18 protein-coding genes are annotated in these 20,581 nt (G+C 65.6%); 8 read left to right on the top strand and 10 right to left on the bottom strand.

What is annotated here, in order from left to right:
- The first annotated feature begins 31 nt into the window (after positions 1-31).
- Entirely contained in the window at positions 32-718 is a 687-nt protein-coding gene (locus tag MFF62_RS23555) for a Fe2+-dependent dioxygenase (RefSeq protein ID WP_238265529.1), read from the top strand.
- A 5-nt stretch (positions 719-723) separates the two neighbouring features.
- Here MFF62_RS23555 and MFF62_RS23550 read toward each other — a convergent pair whose 3' ends face one another.
- Positions 724-1,614, bottom strand: coding sequence for a LysR family transcriptional regulator (locus tag MFF62_RS23550; protein WP_238265528.1), 891 nt, complete (start codon positions 1,612-1,614; stop codon positions 724-726).
- 141 nt (positions 1,615-1,755) lie between these two features.
- On the opposite strand from MFF62_RS23550, the gene MFF62_RS23545 reads away from it, so the two are divergent.
- The gene (locus MFF62_RS23545; protein WP_238265527.1) at positions 1,756-2,154 is read left to right on the top strand and encodes a tautomerase family protein; all 399 of its coding nucleotides are present in this window, start codon (positions 1,756-1,758) and stop codon (positions 2,152-2,154) included.
- A gap of 113 nt (positions 2,155-2,267) precedes the next feature.
- Positions 2,268-3,101 carry an aldo/keto reductase gene (locus MFF62_RS23540; protein WP_238265526.1) on the top strand — a complete coding sequence of 278 codons (834 nt, stop codon included), beginning with the start codon at positions 2,268-2,270 and terminating at the stop codon, positions 3,099-3,101.
- 19 nt (positions 3,102-3,120) lie between these two features.
- On the opposite strand, the gene MFF62_RS23535 is transcribed toward MFF62_RS23540, so the two are convergent.
- Positions 3,121-3,603: a hypothetical protein gene (locus MFF62_RS23535; protein ID WP_309295915.1), complete on the bottom strand. Its 483-nt coding sequence runs from the start codon at positions 3,601-3,603 to the stop codon at positions 3,121-3,123.
- Between the two features lie 212 nt (positions 3,604-3,815).
- On the opposite strand from MFF62_RS23535, the gene MFF62_RS23530 reads away from it, so the two are divergent.
- Positions 3,816-4,415 carry a BPSL1445 family SYLF domain-containing lipoprotein gene (locus tag MFF62_RS23530; protein ID WP_238265525.1) on the top strand — a complete coding sequence of 200 codons (600 nt, stop codon included), beginning with the start codon at positions 3,816-3,818 and terminating at the stop codon, positions 4,413-4,415.
- A gap of 164 nt (positions 4,416-4,579) precedes the next feature.
- Positions 4,580-5,515 (top strand): recombination-associated protein RdgC, encoded by a 936-nt coding sequence (locus tag MFF62_RS23525; protein ID WP_238265524.1) that lies wholly within the window; start codon positions 4,580-4,582, stop codon positions 5,513-5,515.
- Between the two features lie 31 nt (positions 5,516-5,546).
- Here MFF62_RS23525 and MFF62_RS23520 read toward each other — a convergent pair whose 3' ends face one another.
- Positions 5,547-6,512 (bottom strand): quinone oxidoreductase family protein, encoded by a 966-nt coding sequence (locus MFF62_RS23520; protein ID WP_238265523.1) that lies wholly within the window; start codon positions 6,510-6,512, stop codon positions 5,547-5,549.
- Positions 6,513-6,691: 179 nt separating this feature from the next.
- Here MFF62_RS23520 and MFF62_RS23515 point away from each other — a divergent pair, with 179 nt between their 5' ends.
- A complete protein-coding gene (locus MFF62_RS23515) occupies positions 6,692-7,654 on the top strand; it encodes a tripartite tricarboxylate transporter substrate binding protein (protein ID WP_238265587.1) in 963 nt (320 codons plus the stop codon).
- Positions 7,655-7,926: 272 nt separating this feature from the next.
- Here MFF62_RS23515 and MFF62_RS23510 read toward each other — a convergent pair whose 3' ends face one another.
- From MFF62_RS23510 to MFF62_RS23480, 7 genes are all read right to left on the bottom strand, one after another.
- Complete coding sequence (locus tag MFF62_RS23510; protein WP_238265522.1) at positions 7,927-9,117, bottom strand: ribonucleotide-diphosphate reductase subunit beta; 1,191 nt, start codon at positions 9,115-9,117, stop codon at positions 7,927-7,929.
- A gap of 130 nt (positions 9,118-9,247) precedes the next feature.
- Positions 9,248-12,190 (bottom strand): ribonucleoside-diphosphate reductase subunit alpha, encoded by a 2,943-nt coding sequence (locus MFF62_RS23505; protein ID WP_238265520.1) that lies wholly within the window; start codon positions 12,188-12,190, stop codon positions 9,248-9,250.
- A gap of 666 nt (positions 12,191-12,856) precedes the next feature.
- Positions 12,857-13,465 carry a 1,6-anhydro-N-acetylmuramyl-L-alanine amidase AmpD gene (gene ampD / locus MFF62_RS23500; protein ID WP_238265519.1) on the bottom strand — a complete coding sequence of 203 codons (609 nt, stop codon included), beginning with the start codon at positions 13,463-13,465 and terminating at the stop codon, positions 12,857-12,859.
- Complete coding sequence (locus MFF62_RS23495; RefSeq protein WP_238265518.1) at positions 13,458-15,137, bottom strand: sigma-54-dependent transcriptional regulator; 1,680 nt, start codon at positions 15,135-15,137, stop codon at positions 13,458-13,460. Before MFF62_RS23495 ends, ampD begins: the two co-directional genes overlap by 8 nt.
- Before the next feature lie 40 nt (positions 15,138-15,177).
- Positions 15,178-17,196, bottom strand: a complete 2,019-nt coding sequence (locus tag MFF62_RS23490) for a sensor histidine kinase (protein ID WP_238265517.1) — start codon at positions 17,194-17,196, stop codon at positions 15,178-15,180.
- Complete coding sequence (locus MFF62_RS23485) at positions 17,193-17,462, bottom strand: PP0621 family protein (protein WP_238265516.1); 270 nt, start codon at positions 17,460-17,462, stop codon at positions 17,193-17,195. Before MFF62_RS23485 ends, MFF62_RS23490 begins: the two co-directional genes overlap by 4 nt.
- A 58-nt stretch (positions 17,463-17,520) precedes the next feature.
- Complete coding sequence (locus MFF62_RS23480) at positions 17,521-18,465, bottom strand: cytochrome C assembly family protein (protein WP_238265515.1); 945 nt, start codon at positions 18,463-18,465, stop codon at positions 17,521-17,523.
- 117 nt (positions 18,466-18,582) lie between these two features.
- On the opposite strand from MFF62_RS23480, the gene ffh reads away from it, so the two are divergent.
- Together ffh and MFF62_RS23470 are read left to right on the top strand one after the other, a co-directional pair.
- Positions 18,583-19,974, top strand: a complete 1,392-nt coding sequence (gene ffh, locus MFF62_RS23475; protein WP_238265514.1) for a signal recognition particle protein — start codon at positions 18,583-18,585, stop codon at positions 19,972-19,974.
- 56 nt (positions 19,975-20,030) lie between these two features.
- Entirely contained in the window at positions 20,031-20,573 is a 543-nt protein-coding gene (locus MFF62_RS23470; protein ID WP_238265513.1) for a hypoxanthine-guanine phosphoribosyltransferase, read from the top strand.
- Positions 20,574-20,581 lie beyond the last annotated feature (8 nt).

Genomic DNA, 20,581 nt, shown 5'->3' with positions numbered 1-20,581 from the left:
GACGGCGCCCGGCCCCAACCGGACTCCATTCATGCTGGTGCGCATTCCGAAAGTTCTTAACGCCGAGCAGCTTGCCATGGTGCTGGGCCAGCTCGAACATGCGGGCGACGCCTGGGTCGACGGCCGCGTGTCGGCCGGCTACTCGGGTGCGCCGGTGAAGTTCAACCAGCAGATCGACGAAAGATCGGAAGTGGCGGCGCAATGCCAGCACCTGATCCTGGCGGCGCTGGAGCGCCATCCTCTATTTATTAGTGCAGCGCTGCCGAACATCGTTTATCCGCCAATGTTCAACCGCTACAGCGAGGGCATGACGTTCGGCGCGCACGTCGATGGCGGTGTGCGCATCCATCCGCACAATGGGCGCAAGCTGCGCACCGACATCTCCGCCACGCTGTTCCTGTCCGATCCGGCCAGCTACGACGGCGGCGAGCTGCAGGTGGAAGATACCTACGGCGTGCATTCTGTAAAACTGGCGGCCGGCGACATGGTGATCTATCCCGCCACGAGCCTGCACCAGGTGACGCCCATCACGCGCGGCACCCGGGTGGCCAGCTTCTTCTGGATCCAGAGCCTGATTCGCGACGACGGCCAGCGCACCCTGCTCTTCGACATGGACAACGCCATCCAGACGTTGAACCAGACCAACGCCGACGAGCGCGCGCGGCGCAGCCTGGTGGGCTGCTATCACAACCTGCTGCGGCAATGGAGCGAGACCTGACCCGCTCAGCCAAACTGCTCCGCCAGCGCCTGCCTGGCCTGGCCGATGAATTCGCTTTCGCCGCGCCGCGCACCTAATAGATAGAACTCCGCCGAAGGCAGCGCGGGCAGCTTCCATCCCGCCACGCCCGCCGCGTCCAGCGGCACCACGCCCGGGCCGATAGCCGACGCATTGAGGCAGGACACCCCGAGCCCCGCCGCCAGCGCCAGATGCAGGCCAGCCACGCCGGACGCCGAATGCGCGATCTCGAATTCGCGCCGGCGGCGCATCAGCAGCTGCACCACGAACTGATGCATCGAACAGGTATCGGGCAGCAGCACGAGCGGCAACGTCGACTGCGGCATTTCGAAAATTTCCGGTGCCGCCACCCAGGCCAGCGCCTCGCGCCGCAGCACCGTGCCACCGCGCGTTGCCGCAACCGCTTTCTCGGCGCCACGTGCGCCCACCAGACGCATGCTCAGGCCGATGTCGAAAGCATCCAGATCCGACGCGGCCTCGATCGCGGCGCTCTTCATTACCGTGACGTGCAGCTTCAAGTAGGGGTAACGGTCGCGCAGCCGACGCAGCATGCCAGCAATCTCTCCCGGCCTGAAATAGTCGGTCACCGCCAGCCGCAACTCGCCATCGAGCGTCTGCCCTCGTAATTCCGCCATGGCCTGCTCGTTCAGCAGCAGGATGCGCCGCGCATAGTCGAGCAATCGAGCGCCGGCAGGCGTCGTCGCTGCGCCCTTCTTGCCGCGCGTCAGCAGCGGCACGCCCGCACGTTCCTCCAGCTTCTTCAACTGCTCGCTGACCGACGATTGCGACAGGAACAGCCGTGGCGCCGCCGCCGACAGGCTGCCGCTTTCGGCCACGGCCACAAAGGTCCGGAGCTGGTCTGTTTCGAATCCACGCATGATTTCACACTTCGGCCAATACGATAGATAGCATCGTATATTCCCGCTTTTCCGATATCAAGTCCGTACCTACTATGACATCACCGCAGCGCGCACTACAGCGCACCGCAAAGTAAGAAACCCAACCCAAAGGAGTCAATCATGCCCCACGTATCCCTGCAGATTTCCGGTCATCCCGACACCGAACTGACGCGCCGCGCCGTGGCGGTGGTGGGTGAACTGACCCAGCGCGTACTGGGCAAGGAAGCCCCCGTGATCGCCACCACCGTGACGTACATCCCGCGCGAACAATGGTTCATCGGCGGCAAGCCGCTGTCCGAATATGACAAGGGCCGCAACGCGTTCCAGCTCGATATCAGCGTGACCGACGAGACCAACACCAAGGCGGAGAAGGCCGAGTACCTGCGCCAGTCGTTCGAAGCGCTGTCCGAGCTGATTGGCGACGTCAACCCGGTGTCCTATATCTACGTGATCGACGCCCGCGCCGCCGCCTATGGCTACGGCGGCAAGACGCAGGAATTCCGGCACCAGCACCGTTGAAGCGCCCGATTCCTGCCCCAGGGTTAAAAGTGCCGTGCGGGCGGCGTGCTTGTGCCGCGTCGCGATGTTCACTAGTGTGGAGGGCAAGTTTCCCGATACCGGAGGCATCGCAAATGAAGCAAGTCACGCTGCCCGGCGGCGAGCGCGTTCCCGCGCTGGGCATGGGCACCTGGAATGTCGGCGATCACCGCGCAACCCGCGCGGAGGAAATCGCCACGCTGCAAATGGGCCTGGACCTGGGGCTGCGACTGGTCGATACGGCGGAGATGTATGGCGAAGGGCTGTCTGAATCGCTGATCGGCGAGGCACTGGCTGGCCGCCGCGACCAGGCGTTCCTGGTCAGCAAGGTGTATCCCCACAATGCCAGCCGCAAGGGCACGGTGGCCGCGTGCGAGCGCAGTCTGCGCCGGCTGGGCACCGACCGGCTGGACTTGTATCTGCTGCATTGGCGCGGCGATGTGCCGTTTGACGAAACGCTGGAGGCGTTCCAGGCGCTGCAGGCAGCCGGCAAGATCCGCCATTTCGGCGTCAGCAATCTTGACCTGGCGGATATGGAGGAATTCTGGGAGGCGCCGGGCGGCGACGCGGTAACGGTGAACCAGTTGCTCTACAACCTGAGCCGGCGCGGCATCGAGTTCGACCTGCTGCCTTGGCTGCGCGAACGCAACGTGCCGGTGATGGCCTATTCGCCAATTGAACAGGCGCGCCTGCTGCGCAATGCCGGACTGCAGCGTTTTGCAGCGCAATACAGCATGACTCCGGCGCAGGCCGCGCTGGCCTGGCTGCTGGCGTCCGACGATGTGATCCCGATTCCGAAGACCGGCAACCGCGACCGATTGCGCGAGAACTTCGGCGCGCTGGATATCGTGCTCTCGCCGGAACAGCTCGCCGAACTGGACAAGCTGTTCCCGCCACCGCGTCACGCGCAGCCGCTGGCGATGCTCTAGATTTCAGGGTTCAGCGCGCTCAGCGCTGGCCGGCCTTGTAGCGCTCCACTTCGACATAGCGCGTCAGGTACGTGCGCGCCTTCTCGCGCGTGTCGGTCGTGACCCGGTCAGCGGCCTGGCGCGCGCTGGTCTGGCCGTGCGCGCTGCTCATCTGCGCGGAGAGGTAAGACTGGAAGGCATCGTGCATGACCTTCAACTGGTCTTTGCATGCGTCGATGGCCCCGGAGGCCACTTCCTTCGACGTGCCCTTGCCCTTGGCGCCATCGCCGGCCTTGTCCTGCACGCAATCCATGTACTTGGCACGCTCGGCCTGCCAGCCGGCGTTCATCTGCGCCACTTCCTGGCGGGCTTCCGGAGTTTCCGTGGACGGCTGGGATGCGCAGGCACCGAGCAGCAGTGCCGCGAGCGGCGTGGCGAGCGCGCCGGCGCGCATCCAGGGGCGGGTACGCTGCGACGCAGCATTCTCGTTCGACGTGTGGGAAGCGGTGTGACCGATGGACATGGAGTTGGGAGCGGTTGACTTGTACATGCACGACAGACCCAGAGGATAAACGCGGGTTCCGGGTGAAGTTCCCGCGATTTGCAAGAAAGTATGTCGATGTCATGTCAGAGTCCCCTCCCCTCCTTGTCAGACAAAATCGCATTTGCGGATGTGCCTTGCCCGCCTATGCTGTAGAGGCGGTTGCAACACATGAACCCCTCCTGGAGGAAATAATGAAACGTCGAACCTTCCTGTCCGCCGGCAGCGCTGGGCTTGTCGGCCTCACCGGTCTTTCCGTTGGCGCGCTGTCGCTCACAGGTTGCAGCTTCACCGGGCCCAAAGACTCGGGCGACGCCGCCTCGAAGCGTCGCGAAATCGATACGGGTGCCACCGATACCCTGAGCCGGCTGTATGCAACAGCCAATGGTGCGCGCGACCTCGGCGCCAAGGCCAAGGGCATCCTGATCTTCCCGAAACTGCTCTCGGCCGGCTTTATCGTCGGGGGCGAGTACGGCGACGGCGTGTTGCGATCCGGCGGCGCCAATCGCGGCTACTACCGCGCCATTTCCGGCTCGATCGGCTGGCAGATCGGTGCGCAGTCCAAGGCATTCATCCTGATGTTCATGACACAGGATGCCTACGACAAGTTTGTGCGCAGCAGCGGCTGGCAAGTCGGTGCCGACGCCACGGTGGCACTGGCCACGATCGGCGCGAATGGCCAGATCGACACCAATACCGCCCAGCAACCGATCATTGGCTTTGCCATGACCAATGCGGGCGTCATGGCCGGCCTGAGCCTGGAAGGCACCAAGATCTCGAAGCTCGACATCTGATACGCGGGCCGGCGGCTTGCCGGCCCTGCCATATGGCGCCCATGGCGTGGAACCATTCGTTCCGCGCCATGGGCGCTTACTTTTTTCTTCGGCGCGTGCCGTCGCCGAGCCGTTAGAATTCGACCCTTGCCAATTTTCCAACCCGTACGCGAGGCCGAATTTTCATGTGGTTCAAGAATCTCCAGGTTCACCGTTTCTCCGCCCCGTGGACGCTGAGTGCAGAAGATGTCGAGGCCTGCCTGGCCAAGCATGCGTTCTACCCGGGCACCAGCCTTGAAATGCAAACCCAGGGCTGGGCATCGCCCCGCGACAACGACCAGCTCGTGCACTGCGTCAATCGCCAGATGCTGCTGGTGCTGCGCACCGAAAAGAAACTGCTGCCCGCCACCGTGGTCAACCAGGTGACCAAGGCGCGCGCCGCCGAAATCGAAGAACAGCAAGGCTTCAAGCCGGGCCGCAAGCAGCTCAAGGAGCTCAAGGAACAGGTGACCGAGGAACTGCTGCCGCGCGCGTTCAGCATCCGCCGCGACACCCGCGTCTGGATCGACCCGGTCAACGGCTGGCTGGCCATCGATGCCGCCGGCACCGCCAAGGCTGACGAAGTGCGCGGCATGCTGTTCAAGGCCATCGATCCGCTGCCAGTGGTGGGCCTGCAGGTCAACCTGTCGCCGGTAGCCGCCATGACCGAATGGCTGGCCACCGAAACCGCGCCGGCCGGCTTCACGGTCGACCAGGAAATCGAACTCCAGAGCAGCAGCGAGAGCAAGGCCACCGTGCGCTATGTGCGCCATCCGCTCGACGCCGAGGACCTGCGCCGCCACATCGAGGCCGGCAAGCGCTGCACGCGGCTGGCCATGACCTGGAACGACCGCGTGTCGTTCGTGCTGACCGATGCGCTGGCCGTCAAGCGCGTGAACCCGCTCGATGTCATCAAGGAACAGGCCGATGGCACGCTCCACGACGAGAACGAGCGCTTCGACGCCGACTTCGCGATGATGGCTGGCGAACTGGCGGGCATGCTGGCGGACCTGACCGACGCGCTTGGCGGCGAACGCAAGGCCGAAGGCACCGCACCGGTCGAGCAGCGCAAGGCCGCCTGATCCACCAGCCGCCTCCCCGCGGCCTTTGCCGTTAGTCGAGCGTCAGCACCACGCGGCGCTCGGACTCGCCAGCCAGGCGCCATACGTCGGCCACCTCGGCGGCCGGCATCGCCTCGGCCGGTTCGACCGACAGGTAGTCGGCACGCATGCAACCGAGAACATCCTCCACCAGGAACCTCAGGTCTTCCGGTGGAGGATGACTGGCTGGCCCACATCCCATCAGCATGGCGTTGGAATCGCGCATGGCCGTGGGCGCCATCATGAGGCTCCCCGTCCGGCGATCGGCCACGCACACCACGCGGGTGCCGTGATGCCCCGGCAGCGTCGGCATGCTGCCCGCCTGAACCAGCGCAGATAGCAGCAGCTCCAGCGTCTCGCCCCAGACAAAGTCCAGCACCACGTCGATGCCGTCGGCGGCATGGGTGGCAAACGCATGTTGCAGCAGGCTCGGTGCCTGGCCCAGATCGATCTGCGCATCGGCGCCCGGCATCGTCAGCAGGTCGATGCGATGCCCCGCCACGATCACCCGCCCGGCACCCTGCAGGCGCGCAGCCTGTATCGCAAGCCGGCCCAGCATGCCGGATGCCCCCAGGATCAGAACCGTCTCACCAGGAGCCAAGTCCGCGCGCACGGCCAGCGGCAGCCATACCTTCAACGCGGGGCCCACCAGCGCAGCGGCGTCCACCGAATCCACCTCGTCCGGCACCGGCACCACCCACTCTGCCGGCACGAACTCGGCCATGGCGCCAAACGGGCTGCGGCCCGCGTGGAAGTACACGCGCTGGCCACCAGCCAGATAGCCCACCCCGTCGCGCCCACAGATATAGGGCAGTTCCAGCGGCATACGCGGGTGCTGCCCGCGTGCGATGGCCACGTCGGAGGCTCGCACCAGCGCGGCACTGGCGCGCACCAGGGTCTCCCCTTCGCGCGGCTCGGGGTCATGGAATTGGCTGAAACGCGGGACTTCGCCCAGGTGTTGCAATACAACGGCTCGCATCGTGACGTTCTCCTTGGTTGGGATCGCAAACGATCGTATGCGGCCAATTGCCTAGCGTCTTTGAGCCGATTCTGAAAGCGAAGCACGCGTAGAATCGCATCAAGAGCGGTCAAGGACGCCACGGACAAAGACGTCACTGCCGTTTCACCCACAGTTGAGGAGACATTCCCTTGAAGTCGTTGCGCCCCCACGCCAGCCTGACGCTGGCCGCCCTGCTGCTGGCCGCCGCCAGCACCGCCCAAGCCGCCTGGCCCGAACGCCCCATCAAGCTGATCGTGCCGTTTCCGCCCGGACAGGCCACCGACATCTTTGCGCGCGCGTTGGCCGAGAAACTCGGCAAACAGCTAGGCCAGTCGATCGTGGTGGAGAATCGCGCCGGTGCGGGCGGCAACATCGGCATGGAAGTGGCCGCCAAGGCCCCGGCCGACGGCTACACGATCGTGATGGCCGGCAGCGCGATGGCCATCAACCAGACACTCTACAAGAAGCTGAACTACGATCCGCGCCAGGACTTCGCGCCGGTGTCCGGCGTGTTTTCGGTGCCGCTGGTGTTCCTGGCCACGCCGCAGTCGGGCTTCACGTCGCTGCGCGACCTGATTGCCAAGGCCAAGGCCGCGCCGGGCAAGTACAGCTACGCCAGTGCCGGTATCGGCGGCACCCAGCACCTGTCGGCCGAGATGCTCAAGGCGCAGACCGGCACCTTCATCGTCCATATTCCCTACAAGGGCAGCGGCCCGGCCCAGGCCGACTTCCTGGGCAACCAGATTCCGCTGATGGTGGACTCGGTGACCGCCGCCATGCCGCTGATCCAGACCAACAAGGCGATACCGCTGGCAGTGACCACGGCCAAGCGCGTGCCCCAGCTGCCCTCGGTACCCACGGTCCGAGAGCAAGGCGTGGCTGGCTTCGAAGCGCTCGGCTGGGCCGTGATGATGGTGCCGGCGGCCACGCCCGCGGCCATCGTCAACCAACTCAACACGGAAACGGTGAAGGCCCTGCAATCGCCCGAACTGAACAAGTTCATCACCGACCGGGGATCAGAGCCGATGCCCATGTCGCCCGCCGATACCGCGAAGTTCGTCGACAGCGAAATCAGGAAGTGGTCGACCGTGGTGAAACGGTCGGGGGCGACGGCGGATTGAGGTTGGGGTTGGGAGGCGTTGGGGCGAAACTCGTCGATCGCACGGTTTAGCATCAAAATCAGCCGCTTTCGACCAAAAACCGTGCGATCGCATAGTCTCGGCCTCGACAAAAAAGGCCGCATTCACCATATCCCGCCCCAAAAGAACAACGGCCATCGGGCTCTCACCCGATGGCCGTTCCTCACCCGTCCTGGCTGCTGGACTTGTTTGCTTCGTATTGATGCTGCAGCCGACCCTTCAACCGGTAGTTGACTGGTTTCTCGTCAGTCAGATCAGTCCCACGACAGCGCGCCGCCGGTCTGGTACTCGATCACACGCGTTTCGAAGAAGTTGCGTTCCTTCTTCAGGTCGATCATCTCGCTCATCCACGGGAACGGGTTTTCCTCGTTCGGGAACAGCTGCTCCAGGCCGATCTGCTGGCAGCGGCGGTTGCAGATGTAGCGCAGGTAGCCCTTGAACATCGGCGCGTTCAGACCCAGCACGCCGCGCGGCATGGTGTCTTCGGCGTAGCGGTATTCCAGGTCCACGGCCTTCTTGAACAGATCGGTGATCTCGGCCTTGAATTCCGGCGTCCACAGGTGCGGATTCTCGAGCTTGATCTGGTTGATCAGGTCGATGCCGAAATTGCAGTGCAGCGATTCGTCGCGCAGGATGTACTGGTACTGCTCGGCGGCACCGGTCATCTTGTTCTGGCGGCCCATCGCCAGGATCTGCGTGAAGCCCACGTAGAAGAACAGGCCTTCCATGATGCAGGCGAAGACGATCAGGCTCTTCAGCAGCTTCTGGTCGTTTTCCGGCGTGCCGGTCTTGAACGACGGATCGGTCAGCGTGTCGATGAACGGGATCAGGAACTCGTCCTTGTCACGGATCGACTGCACTTCGTGGTACGCGTTGAAGATCTCGGCTTCATCCAGGCCGAGCGATTCCACGATGTACTGATAGGCGTGCGTGTGAATAGCCTCTTCAAACGCCTGGCGCAGCAGGTACTGGCGGCATTCCGGCGCCGTGATCTGGCGGTAGGTGCCCAGCACGATGTTGTTGGCGGCCAGCGAGTCGGCCGTCACGAAGAAGCCCAGGTTGCGCTTGATGACGCGGCGCTCGTCCTCGGTCAGACCGTTCGGGTCCTTCCACAGGGCGATGTCACGCGACATGTTGATTTCCTGCGGCATCCAGTGGTTGGCGCAACCGGCCAGGTACTTTTCCCACGCCCACTTGTACTTGAACGGCACCAGCTGGTTCACGTCGGTGGCGCCGTTGATCACGCGCTTGTCGGCGGCGTTCACGCGGCGGGTGCTTTGCGCGGCGGCGGCGTTCGGATTGTTGCCGAGGATGCCCGACGGTGCCGTGGCGGACGGCGGCAGTACGCCTTGCTGGTCGACCGTGGAGGCCGACGCGGCGGGTTGCAGGGCAGGCTGCGGTGCAGCTTGCGGCGTGGCTTGAACGTCGTCGTCCCAGCTCAGCATGTTGTGTTCTCCGGAAATTCGTTTAGGGGCGGCTCGGCGGTTGCACTTCAGCGCGTGCGCCCTGCCCTCTCCCCCGGCCCCTCTCCCGCCTGAGCGGGAGAGGGGAGCAGACCAGGGGTGATTCAATCAGTTACTGGCAGGCTTCGCACTCGTCGAAACCGGGGTCACCCGGACGCATCGTGCAAACCGCGCCTTCGGCTTCCGGCATGGCCGGGGCCGATGCAGCGGCCGCGTCGATGCCCGACTGGCCGTCGGCACCCGACGACACCGCATTCAGCGAACCGCGCGACACCGTGGACTTCTCCACGTGGGTGGCGGCGATCGTGCGCAGGTAGTACGTCGTCTTCAGGCCGCGCAGCCAGGCCAGCTTGTACGTGTCGTCCAGCTTCTTGCCCGAGGCGCCGGCCATGTAGATGTTCAGCGATTGCGCCTGGTCGATCCACTTCTGGCGGCGGCTGGCGGCTTCCACCAGCCACGTCGGTTCCACTTCGAACGCTGTGGCGTAGATGTCGCGCAGGTCGTGCGGGATGCGGTCGATGCGGGCCAGCGAACCATCGAAGTACTTCAGGTCGGCAACCATCACCTCGTCCCACAGGCCGCGGTCCTTCAGGTCGCGTACCAGGTAGTCGTTCACCACCGTGAATTCGCCCGACAGGTTCGACTTCACGTACAGGTTCTGGAACGTCGGCTCGATGCAGGCGGACACGCCGATGATGTTCGAAATGGTCGCGGTCGGAGCGATCGCGATGCAGTTCGAATTGCGCATGCCGTGCTGCTTGATACGTCCACGCAGCGAATCCCAGTCCATCGTCGACGACGAATCCACTTCCAGGTAGCCACCGCGCTCTTCGGCGAGCAGCTTCAGCGAGTCCTGCGGCAGGATGCCACGGTCCCACAGCGAACCTTCATACGTGCTGTAGCGGCCGCGCTCTTCAGCCAGCTCGGTCGACGCGTGGTAGGCGTAGTAGCACACCGCTTCCATCGACGTATCGGCGAACTTCACCGCGGCGTCGCTGGCGTACGGGGTACGCAGCACGTGCAGGCAGTCCTGGAAGCCCATGATGCCCATGCCCACCGGACGGTGACGCAGGTTCGAATTGCGCGCCTTCTCCACCGCGTAGTAGTTGATGTCGATCACGTTGTCGAGCATGCGCATCGCGGTGCGGATCGTCTTCTGCAGCTTGGCGTGGTCCAGCACGTGCGTGCCGTCGGCCTGCTGTTTCAGGTGGGCCACCAGGTTCACCGAACCCAGGTTGCACACGGCGATTTCGCTTTCGTTCGTGTTCAGCGTGATTTCCGTGCACAGGTTCGAGCTATGCACCACGCCCACGTGCTGCTGCGGGCTGCGGATGTTGCACGGGTCCTTGAACGTGATCCACGGATGGCCGGTTTCGAACAGCATGCCCAGCATCTTGCGCCACAGTTGCAGCGCCGGCACCTTCTTGAACAGCTTCAGCTCGCCGTTGGCGGCCTTGGCTTCGTAGCCCAGGTAGGCGGTCTCGAAGGCCTTGCCCACCTTGTCGTGCAGGTCCGGGCAGGTGGCCGGCGAGAACAGCGTCCATTCGCCGGCTTCCATCACGCGCTTCATGAACAGGTCCGGAATCCAGTTGGCCGTGTTCATGTCGTGCGTGCGGCGACGGTCGTCGCCGGTGTTCTTGCGCAGCTCCAGGAATTCCTCGATGTCCAGGTGCCACGTCTCCAGGTACGCGCACACCGCGCCCTTGCGCTTGCCGCCCTGGTTCACGGCCACGGCCGTGTCGTTCACCACCTTCAGGAACGGCACCACACCCTGGCTCTTGCCGTTGGTGCCCTTGATGTGCGAACCCAGCGCGCGCACGTTGGTCCAGTCGTTGCCCAGGCCGCCGGCAAACTTCGACAGCAGCGCGTTTTCCTTCAGGGCTTCGTAGATGCCTTCCAGGTCATCGGAAACCGTGGTCAGGTAGCACGACGACAGCTGCGAGCGGCGCGTGCCCGAGTTGAACAGCGTCGGCGTGGACGACATGAAGTCGAACGACGACAGCAGCTGGTAGAACTCGATGGCGCGGGCTTCGCGGTCAGCTTCTTCCAGCGCCAGGCCCATGGCCACGCGCATGAAGAACGCCTGCGGCATTTCGATGCGCACTTCGTCCACATGCAGGAAGTAGCGGTCGTACAGCGTCTGCAGGCCCAGGTAGTTGAACTGGAAGTCGCGCGATGCGTCCAGCGCGGCGCCCAGGCGGGCCAGGTCGTACGTGGCCAGCTTTTCGTCCAGCAGTTCGGCTTCGATACCGCGGGCGATGAACTTCGGGAAGTACTCGGCGTACTTCGTCGACATTTCGGTCTGGGTCACTTCGGCGCCCAGGATTTCCTTGCGGATCGTGTGCAGCAGGATACGAGCGGTTACCTGGCTGTAGGCCGGGTCCTTCTCGATCAGCGTACGCGCGGCCAGGATGGCCGAGTCGTAGACCTGCGACATCGGCACGCCGTCGTACAGGTTCTTCAGCGTTTCCTTCAGGATCGGCTCGGCGCTGACCGCGTCGCCCAGACCGCTGCAGGCGTTGTCGATCAGTGCATGCAGGGCCACCAGGTCCAGCGCGCGCACGGCGCCGTTGTCGGTCACGTTGACCGACACGCCGGACTGCTGCACGCGGGCCACGGCCTGGGCGTTTGCCTGGGCGCGCTCCTGCGTGCGCTTCTCGCGGTACAGCACGTAGGCACGGGCAACCTCATGTTCGCCCGAGCGCATCAGCGCCAGTTCCACGTGATCCTGCACGTCCTCGATATGGAACGTGCCGCCGTTCGGGCGGCTGCGCACCAGCGCGCGCACCACCAGTTGGGTCAGTTGCTCGACCAGCTCGCGCACACGCGCGGACGCTGCGCCCTGGCCACCGTTGACGGCCAGGAAGGCCTTGGTCACGGCCACGGCAATCTTGTTCGGCTCGAACGCCACCACGGAGCCGTTGCGACGGATCAGCTTGTAGTCCTGATACGAAACGCCTGCAGCGGCAGGGCTCTGCGTGCCGGCTGCTGCGCCAGCAATGCCCGTTGCGCCAGTCACGCCGGTGGTTTGTTGTTCGTTTTGGGCCGTTTGCATGAGGTAACTCCGGTATTAACCCTGTGATGAATACTTCTTCTGTGTTTTATGAAGACAACAAAGTCCCTAGCAAAATGCGCCTCAGAAGACACTCGATTCCGGCCAGGCCGGATGCGAACCCAACTGCTCGTATGGACACTTTTTGCTAGGGACTTTTTGGTACTGCTCCGCCCCACTGCTGATATGCACCCGGCGCCGCTTACCGCCACGACGCCCGCTGCACCTGTGGGCCGGCTCCCCGGTGAAACCACTATATCTAGTGGTGCCGTTTCAAAACTGGGCTAAGTATAGTGAAACGAGCCGCAATGACCAGTCTTGACAAGCGCGCTGGCCGGGCTGAGGCCGCCAGTGCGGCAGCGCCACATTCCCGCAAAGCGCGCTGCCTCAAGGCTTGGCGGCGTCACGTTCGGTGGCGCACAAAAAATCGAAAATTTTTTAATGGAAATGGATCATCGATAGGTGACCCAGGATGGGGCGTGGTTGCAACCATTGGGGGCGCGATTGTAGCCGCCATTGCGCCGAAACGAGGCGACTTACACGTAACTGCACGGCAATTTTTCAGGACGATGACACCCTTGGGGCAGCAAGGTTTTGCCGGCGCCACTTCGGGGCGTTTCAATCGAACGGGGGCAATGTGCGGCGTCCGCGCAACATCCGTGAAAATCCCTACGCCTGGTCCGGAGACCCCCGGTAGGGCAGCAGCGACGCCGGCAGGCCGGCGAGTGCCGTGAAGCGGTCCCAATCGAAATGCGGACCCGGATCGGTCTTGCGGCCGGGCGCGATGTCGCTGTGTCCAGCGACGCCGCCGATGGGATACGCGGCGCGCAGCGCGGTGACCAGCGCTGCGGCGGTGTCGTACTGGGCCAGCGTGAATGGCTGGTCGTCGGCGCCTTCGATCTCGATGCCGATGGAGAAATCGTTGCAGCGCTGGCGTCCGCAGTAGTCGGACTGCCCGGCATGCCAGGCGCGCTGCGTGCAGGCGACGAACTGCACCAGCTCGCCGTCGCGGGCAATCAGGAAGTGCGCCGACACGCGCACGTCGCGGATGGTCTCGAAGAACGGATGGCGCGAGGCATCGAGCCGGTTCTGGAAGAACGCCTCGATATCGCCGGTGCCGAACTGGCCCGGCGGCAGGCTGATGTTGTGGATCACCACGACGTCAAGCGGCGCGCCGTCCGGCCGCGCGTCGAAGTTCGGCGACGGCACGCGCCGCGCAGCGGGCACCCAGCCATCGGCATCGGGCACGAAGTCGTGGGCGGCCGCCGGGTCAGCCATCGCGGCCCTCGCCTTCGGCCAGCGACTCGCCGTCCTCGCTGCCATCGGCACTGTCCCGCCCGTCACGTCCATCGCGCTCGTCGCGGATGCCAAGCTGCTGGATACGGTAGCGCAACTGCCGGAAATTCAGCCCCAGCAGCGGCGCGGCGGCCGTACGGTTGAAGCCGGTCTGCCGCAGCGCGCGCAGGATCAGTTCCCGCTCCACGGCTTCGAGCCGGGCCGGCAGGTCGATCGGCAACGCAAGCCCGGCCAGCGCCGCGCCCAGCGGATCGTGCTCGGCGGCCCGGCCTGCGGGTTCCGAGGGTTCCGGTTCAACCGGCAGGTCGGGCATGCTTGCCCCCGCCCCACCCATCGCCGGCCAGGTCGCCGGGCTGCCCCACGCGTGGTAGCCAGCCGGTGCCGGCACCGGCGCGTAGCCCGGCGGCACGGCGGGCATGCCGGGCTGCAGCAGGCTGGCGCGTTCCATGCCGGCTTCGAGCGGCCCGAGATCGGCCACCGCGATTTCGTCGGTTTCCGCAAACGCGTAGGCACGTTCGAGCAGGTTCTCCAGCTCGCGCACGTTGCCCGGGAACGGGTAGGCGGTCAGGCGCTCCAGCGCCGCGCGCGACAGCCGCTTCGGATGGGCATCGCCATAACGCGTGGCCAGGTGTTCCAGGATGGCATGCGCCAGCACGGGCACGTCTTCCACGCGCTCGCGCAGCGTGGGCATGCGCAACTCCAGCACGTTGAGCCGGTAGTACAAGTCCTGCCGGAACGACCCGGCCGCCACCATGGCCGCCAGGTCCTTGTGGCTGGCGCACATCACGCGCACATCGACGCTGTCTTCCTTGCTGGCGCCGATCTTGCGCACGCGGCGTTCCTGCAGCGCGCGCAGCAGCTTGACCTGCATGGCCAGCGGCAGGTCTGCCACCTCGTCCAGCAACAGCGTGCCGCCGTGGGCCGCCTGGAAAAAGCCGCCACGTTCGGCGTCGGCGCCCGTGAACGCCCCCTTCACGTGGCCGAAGAACTCGGCTTCCATCAGCGTTTCGGGGATCGCGCCGCAGTTCACGGCCACGAACGGGTGCGCCGAGCGGGCACTGATGGCGTGGATCGCACGCGCGGCGCGCTCCTTGCCACTGCCCGATTCGCCGCTGATCACCACCGGCGCCATGCTGCGCGCCAGGCGCGACAGCGACCGGCGCACCTCGCCCACGGCCGCCGACACGCCAGGCAGCAGTGCCGCCGCGCGGTCGGCCAGCTCCGACGACTCTCCGCCATTGCCCCCATTGCCGTCATCGGCCGGGGCGCGGTGCTGGCGGCCCAGTGCGTTCAGGATCAGCGTGCGCAACTGTTCCAGCGACACCGGCTTGGCGATGTAGTCGAAGGCACCCGCCTTGAGCGCGTCCACGGCGTTGTCGGCACTGCCATACGCGGTGATCACGGCCACCGGGGTGCGTTCGGGCGAGCTGGAAAGCTGGCGCACGATGTCGATACCCAAGCCGTCGCCCAGGCGCATGTCGGTCAGCACCAGGCTGTAGCGGCGCTCGGCCAGACGCAGCCGCGCTTCGGCCAGCGACCCCGCCATCACCACGTCATGCCCCATGCGGCGCAGGGAGATGTCCAGCAGCTCGCGCAGGTCAGCCTCGTCGTCGATGACGAGAATCGGATCGGGGGCGGGAGGTCTGGCTGGCATGAGGGTGAGCGGTGAGTTGGTTCTTGTTATGCGATGCGTTCTAGCCGGCGATGGCCGCATCGACCATGTCGGGTGCCTGGATGCGTATCGTCAGCACGAATGCCTTGGCCGGAAGTGTATCGCGAGCCCCGCCCGACAGCATGCCGGTGCGTTCCAGCAACGCGTCGAGCACGATGGCGCCGTAACGCACCTGGGCATCGTTGGCCCCGCACAGCTCGCGCGCCATGAACAGGCCCAGCCCGGTGCCTTGCGGATTGCTGGTGAAGAACGGCTCGAACAGGCCGCGCTGCTGCTCGCGATTGACCTCGGCCCCGTCGTTCCAGACGATCAGCTCGGCATGGTGCTGGTCCAGCGCATGCGCCAGCATGCGGATCGAACCCGGCAGCCGGCTGCAGTAGCGCCAGGCGTTGTCGAGCAGGTTGCCCAGCACCTGCTGCAGTTGCGAAGCATCGAAGATCACCGGGCCCTGCAGGTCCACCGCCACGCGGATGGCATTGGCATTGACGTCGGCACGGCCGCCCCCGCGCGAGCGCATCTCCAGCCGCCAGCGGTCGATGATCTCCGGCAGCGTGTGGGTCAGGTCCACCGCGCTCAGGTCGGTCTTGGGACGGCGCGACAACTGCAGCACATCGGACACCACCTGATCCAGACGTCGCACGTTGTCGCTGATGATGCGCAGCAGCCGGGCGTCGATGGTGCCCTCGCCGCCGCCGGAATCGGCAAGCAGTTCGTTGGCCTGGCTGATGGCCGCCAGCGGATTGCGGATCTGGTGCGCCACGCTGGCCACCAGGCGCCCCATCGCCGCCAGCTTTTCCTGCTGCACCTGCTCGGCAATGCGCTCCCAGCTTTCGATATGCACCAGCACCGTGTCGCGCATCTCGCTGCGCAGCAGCGTCTCGTCCTCGGGGCTCCAGGCCATGGCCTCGTTCTGGGCAATGGCCAGCCGCAGCCGCGCGGCACCTTCGGGCGACAGGTCGTGCAACCCCGTGGTGTCGCCGCCCAGCGTGGACACCCCGTTCAGCGTGGCGCGCAGGCCGGCCAGCCCGGGCAGCACGAATCGCAGCCGCAAGCGCGTGTGCAACACCGGCGCACGACCCGCCGAGGGCCGCGACGGGAGCGGCAGCAGTTGCAGGATGCGCGGCACGTCGTCCTTGCGCTGGATCCAGTCGCGCAGCATTTCCATCAGCGGCTGCAGGCGCGGAATGCGGCGCAGGTCGAACAGCACGTTGTCGCGTTCGCCAGCGCGCACCTGGCCCTGCCTGATGCGTTCGTGCGGCTGCACGCCCAGCAGCACGGACGCCGCCGGATTGGCCGCCACCACCGCGCCGTTGGCGCGCACCAGCATCACACCGTCCTGCATGTCGTTGACCATCAGGCGGTTCACCAGCTGCTGCAGGCGCAGTTCCTGTTCGCGGGCCAGCGCCAGTTGCTCCTGCGCGATCTGGCGATTGGCCAGCATGTACATCACCAGCGCGGCGATCATGAACACCAGCCCGAACAGGCCGGAGCCCAGCAGGTTGGCATCGGCCTGGCGCACCAGCAGGGTCTGGACGAACGGATTGGCCATCACCAGCATGGCCGACACGGCGGCGGTGAACAACGCGAACAGCAGGCTGGTCAGCGCCCCGGCCTCCAGCGCGGGCAGCAGGAAGATCATCGCCAGCCCGTCGCCGTGATTGCCGCCACGGCCCAGCACCAGGTAGACGGCTGACAGCAGGATCAGGTCGACCACGACCTGCACGCGCACGCGCAGATGGAAATGGCGCCGCCACAGCGTGCCCAGCAAGGTCGCCAGGGCAATGCACAGGTACGGCACCACCGCTGGAATGGCGGCGGCCGTGCGCGCGGTGGCCGCCAGCGTGACAACGGTGGTGCCATTGCTGGCGCGCTCCAGCGGCAGCAACGCGTAGCCCAGCAGCAGCAGTGCCACCGCGGTACGCGTCCAGCAGAAATAGCGCAGCAGGCGCCAGTGGAATTCAGGCGGCTCGGGCTGGCGCCAGAGATCGACCAGCACGCGCCAGCCGCTCACGGTGGACCAGACCGAGGCCCGCCGCGTCATGCGCCGCCCTCGCCCGCGCTGTCCGGCAGATGGCTGCGCCGGCAGTAGTGCAGCCCCTGCCAGCCAATGGCGTCGCCGCGCGGCAGGTGCACGCCGCAGTGGGCGCATTGCACCATCGCCTCGGGGGCGCCGGCCGCTTCGGAGGCGCGCGCCGAAGCGCTACGCCGCGCCCGTTCGAGATCGGCCTGCGCGCTGGCGCTGGCGCGTGCGCGCAGCCACCAGAGGATGCCCAGCACGACAGCCAGCAGGAGAAAGATTCTTGCCATGGATCGGGATAGCGGAAGTACGTTGGCCTGGTTCGGAAGGCGGGAAATGGATGGCCGGTCAGGTGATCCGGTGCAGCACCACTTCGATCACGAAACGGCTGCCCACATAGGCCAGCAGCAGGATGCCGAACGATGCGATGACCCAGCGCAAGGCCGTGCGCCCGCGCCAGCCCCGGAAATGCCGGCCGATCAGGATGCCGCCGAACATCAGCCAGGAAATGATCGCGAACACTGTCTTGTGGTCCACGCGGAACGCGCGGGCGAACAGTTGCTCCGAGAACAGGAAGCCGGACACGATGGTCAGCGTCAGCAGCACGAAGCCCGCCGCGATCAGGCGGAACAGCAGCTTTTCCAGCGTCAGCAGCGGCGGCAGCAAATCGAGCCAGCGGCCCAGCCATTGCCCCGACGCCGGCTCGCCGGCTGCCGGGCGGTTGAACCCGTGCAGGCGACGCTCGGCCAGCAGCATCAGGAACGCGTGGAACGCCGCCAGCGTGAACAGCCCGTAGGCCACGTTGGCGATCACGAAATGCAGCTTGAACAGCGGCCGCGCCGCGTAGCCCAGGATCTGCGCCCCCGGAAATGCCACCGGCATCAGGCTGGCCAGCATCGCCACCGGAAACACGATCAGCCCCAGGCCGGCCAGCGAGAAGAAGAAGCTTTCGATCCAGTAGATGCCCACGCCCAGCCAGAGCATGGCCGACAGCGCGAAGGCGAAGCCGAACATCATGTGGTCCGCCGGGAAGATGGTCTCGTGCAACAGCACGCCGTGACTGACCAGCGCGGCCAGCACCAGCGCATGCCACCAGGCGGGCTGGCCGTCCGCACGCCCGCCGTTGGGCGTGGGCGACGGCATCAGTACGGCCGTTGCCGCCCCGCCGGCGCGTCCCGGGGGCCCGGCCGTGGCCCCGCCGGCCGCAACCAGTTGCGGATTGCGCGTCGCCCAGCCGTGAAAGGCCAGGCCGCAATAGAGAAGTGCCGTCAAGGCATACAGTACAATGGCCATTTGCGCAGTTTACCTTAGTGCCATGAAGGGCGGCGCTGGCGATGGATTCCCGCCACAGCCCTTCTGCAAAGCCGGCTGCGCCCCGCATTCACGCCGAACTTCCTCCCCTTTCCTGCCATGCTGGATAACCTCACACAACGCCTGGCGCGGGTCGTCAAGACCATGCGCGGCGAGGCCCGACTGACCGAGGCCAACACTGCCGAGATGCTGCGCGAAGTGCGCCTTGCCATGCTCGAAGCCGACGTGGCCCTGCCGGTCGTGCGCGACTTCATCGCCCGCGTCAAGGAAAAGGCGCTTGGCGAGGACGTGGTCACGAGCCTGACCCCGGGCCAGGCCCTGGTGGGCGTGGTGCAGCGCGAACTGACCGCCGTCATCGGCGGCGACGAAGCGCTGGCCGACACCAAGGTCAACGAACTGAACCTGAACGTCCAGCCGCCCGCCGTGATCCTGATGGCCGGCCTGCAGGGTGCAGGCAAGACCACCACCTCGGGCAAGCTGGCCAAGTGGCTCAAGGAAAACCGCAAGAAGAAGGTACTGACGGTATCGTGCGACGTGTACCGTCCCGCCGCTATCGCCCAGCTCAAGACCGTGTCCGAACAGGTGGGCGCCGACTTCTTCCCGTCGCAGCCCGACCAGAAGCCGGTGGACATCGCCCGCGCGGCGCTGGACTGGGCGCGCAAGCACTATCACGACGTGCTGATCGTCGACACGGCCGGCCGGCTGGGTATCGACGAGGCGATGATGCAGGAAATCGCCACGCTGCACACCGAGCTCAAGCCCGCCGAAACGCTGTTCGTGGTGGACGCCATGCTGGGCCAGGACGCCGTGAACACCGCCAAGGCGTTCAACGACGCCCTGCCGCTGACCGGCGTGGTGCTGACCAAGCTCGACGGTGATGCACGCGGCGGTGCCGCGTTGTCCGTACGCCACATCACGGGCCGTCCGATCAAGTTCGTCGGTGTCGGCGAGAAGCTGGACGGCCTGGAACCGTTCTACGCCGACCGCATGGCCCAGCGGATCCTGGGCATGGGCGACATCCTCGCGCTGGTGGAGGAAGCCCAGCGCGGCGTGGACATGGACGCGGCCGAAAAACTGGCCAAGAAGATCAAGAAGACCGGCGGCTTCGACCTGGAAGACTTCAAGGCCCAGATCGGCCAGATGAAGAAGATGGGCGGCCTGGGCAGCCTGGTGGACAAGCTGCCGGCGCAGTTCGCGCAGCAGGCGCAGGGCGCCAACATGGATCAGGCCGAAAAGCAGGTGCGCCGCATGGAAGGCATCATCAACAGCATGACGGCCGCCGAGCGCGCCAAGCCGGAGCTGATCAAGGCCAGCCGCAAGCGCCGTATCGCGGCGGGCGCCGGCGTGCCGGTTCAGGAGGTGAACCGCCTGCTGAACCAGTTCGACCAGATGCAAGGCATGATGAAGAAGCTCAAGGGCGGCGGCATGATGAAGATGATGCGCCAGATGGGTGGCATGAAGGGCGGCATGAAGGGTCTGTTCAACCGCTGACCCGCCGGCCTCCGCCAGACTGATTCCCGCAAAAGACAAGTAACAGGACACAGATCATGATGACCGCCGAACAGGCCCGCGAACTCTGGGCCAGCTCCGAGGAAATCGTCAGCGCCGAGGAGGTGCAGGACTCGCTGGACCGCATGGCCCGCGAGATTACCGACAAGATGGGCGATGCGTTTCCGCTGGTGCTGTCCGTGATGGGCGGCGCCGTGGTGTTCACGGGCATGCTGCTGCCCAAGCTGCAATTCCCGCTGGAATTCGACTACATCCACCTGTCGCGCTACAACAACAAGACCGTTGGCGGCGAGATGCAGTGGCGCGTGGCGCCGCGCGAATCGGTCAAGGACCGCGTGGTGCTGGTGCTCGACGACATCCTGGATGAAGGCGAGACCATGGCGGCCATCCGCCAGCGCATCATGGACATGGGCGCGAAGGAATTCCACGCCGCCGTGCTGTGCGAAAAGACGCTGACCAAGATCAAGCCGATGCACCCGGACTTCTGCGGTTTCAACGTGCCCGATCGCTACGTCTTTGGCTGCGGCATGGATGCGAAGGGCTACTGGCGCAACCTGGGCACCATCCGCGCGCTGGTCTGACCAGCGCG

The sequence above is a fragment of the Cupriavidus pauculus genome, from assembly GCF_022179805.1.
GTDB lineage: Bacteria > Pseudomonadota > Gammaproteobacteria > Burkholderiales > Burkholderiaceae > Cupriavidus > Cupriavidus pauculus_E.
Note: the sequence above shows the minus strand (reverse complement) of the source record. Positions and strands in the feature narration are given on the sequence as shown.

Coding starts and splice junctions, on each gene's coding strand:
- ffh (WP_238265514.1), top strand. CDS start 18,583: ATGCTGGATAACCTCACACAACGCCTGGCGCGGGTCGTCAAGACCATG.
- MFF62_RS23550 (WP_238265528.1), bottom strand. CDS start 1,614: ATGCGTGGATTCGAAACAGACCAGCTCCGGACCTTTGTGGCCGTGGCC.
- MFF62_RS23480 (WP_238265515.1), bottom strand. CDS start 18,465: ATGGCCATTGTACTGTATGCCTTGACGGCACTTCTCTATTGCGGCCTG.
- MFF62_RS23530 (WP_238265525.1), top strand. CDS start 3,816: ATGAAACGTCGAACCTTCCTGTCCGCCGGCAGCGCTGGGCTTGTCGGC.
- MFF62_RS23490 (WP_238265517.1), bottom strand. CDS start 17,196: ATGACGCGGCGGGCCTCGGTCTGGTCCACCGTGAGCGGCTGGCGCGTG.
- MFF62_RS23525 (WP_238265524.1), top strand. CDS start 4,580: ATGTGGTTCAAGAATCTCCAGGTTCACCGTTTCTCCGCCCCGTGGACG.
- MFF62_RS23495 (WP_238265518.1), bottom strand. CDS start 15,137: ATGCCAGCCAGACCTCCCGCCCCCGATCCGATTCTCGTCATCGACGAC.
- MFF62_RS23535 (WP_309295915.1), bottom strand. CDS start 3,603: ATGTCCATCGGTCACACCGCTTCCCACACGTCGAACGAGAATGCTGCG.
- MFF62_RS23545 (WP_238265527.1), top strand. CDS start 1,756: ATGCCCCACGTATCCCTGCAGATTTCCGGTCATCCCGACACCGAACTG.
- MFF62_RS23555 (WP_238265529.1), top strand. CDS start 32: ATGCTGGTGCGCATTCCGAAAGTTCTTAACGCCGAGCAGCTTGCCATG.
- MFF62_RS23540 (WP_238265526.1), top strand. CDS start 2,268: ATGAAGCAAGTCACGCTGCCCGGCGGCGAGCGCGTTCCCGCGCTGGGC.
- MFF62_RS23485 (WP_238265516.1), bottom strand. CDS start 17,462: ATGGCAAGAATCTTTCTCCTGCTGGCTGTCGTGCTGGGCATCCTCTGG.
- MFF62_RS23520 (WP_238265523.1), bottom strand. CDS start 6,512: ATGCGAGCCGTTGTATTGCAACACCTGGGCGAAGTCCCGCGTTTCAGC.
- MFF62_RS23505 (WP_238265520.1), bottom strand. CDS start 12,190: ATGCAAACGGCCCAAAACGAACAACAAACCACCGGCGTGACTGGCGCA.
- MFF62_RS23510 (WP_238265522.1), bottom strand. CDS start 9,117: ATGCTGAGCTGGGACGACGACGTTCAAGCCACGCCGCAAGCTGCACCG.
- ampD (WP_238265519.1), bottom strand. CDS start 13,465: ATGGCTGACCCGGCGGCCGCCCACGACTTCGTGCCCGATGCCGATGGC.
- MFF62_RS23470 (WP_238265513.1), top strand. CDS start 20,031: ATGATGACCGCCGAACAGGCCCGCGAACTCTGGGCCAGCTCCGAGGAA.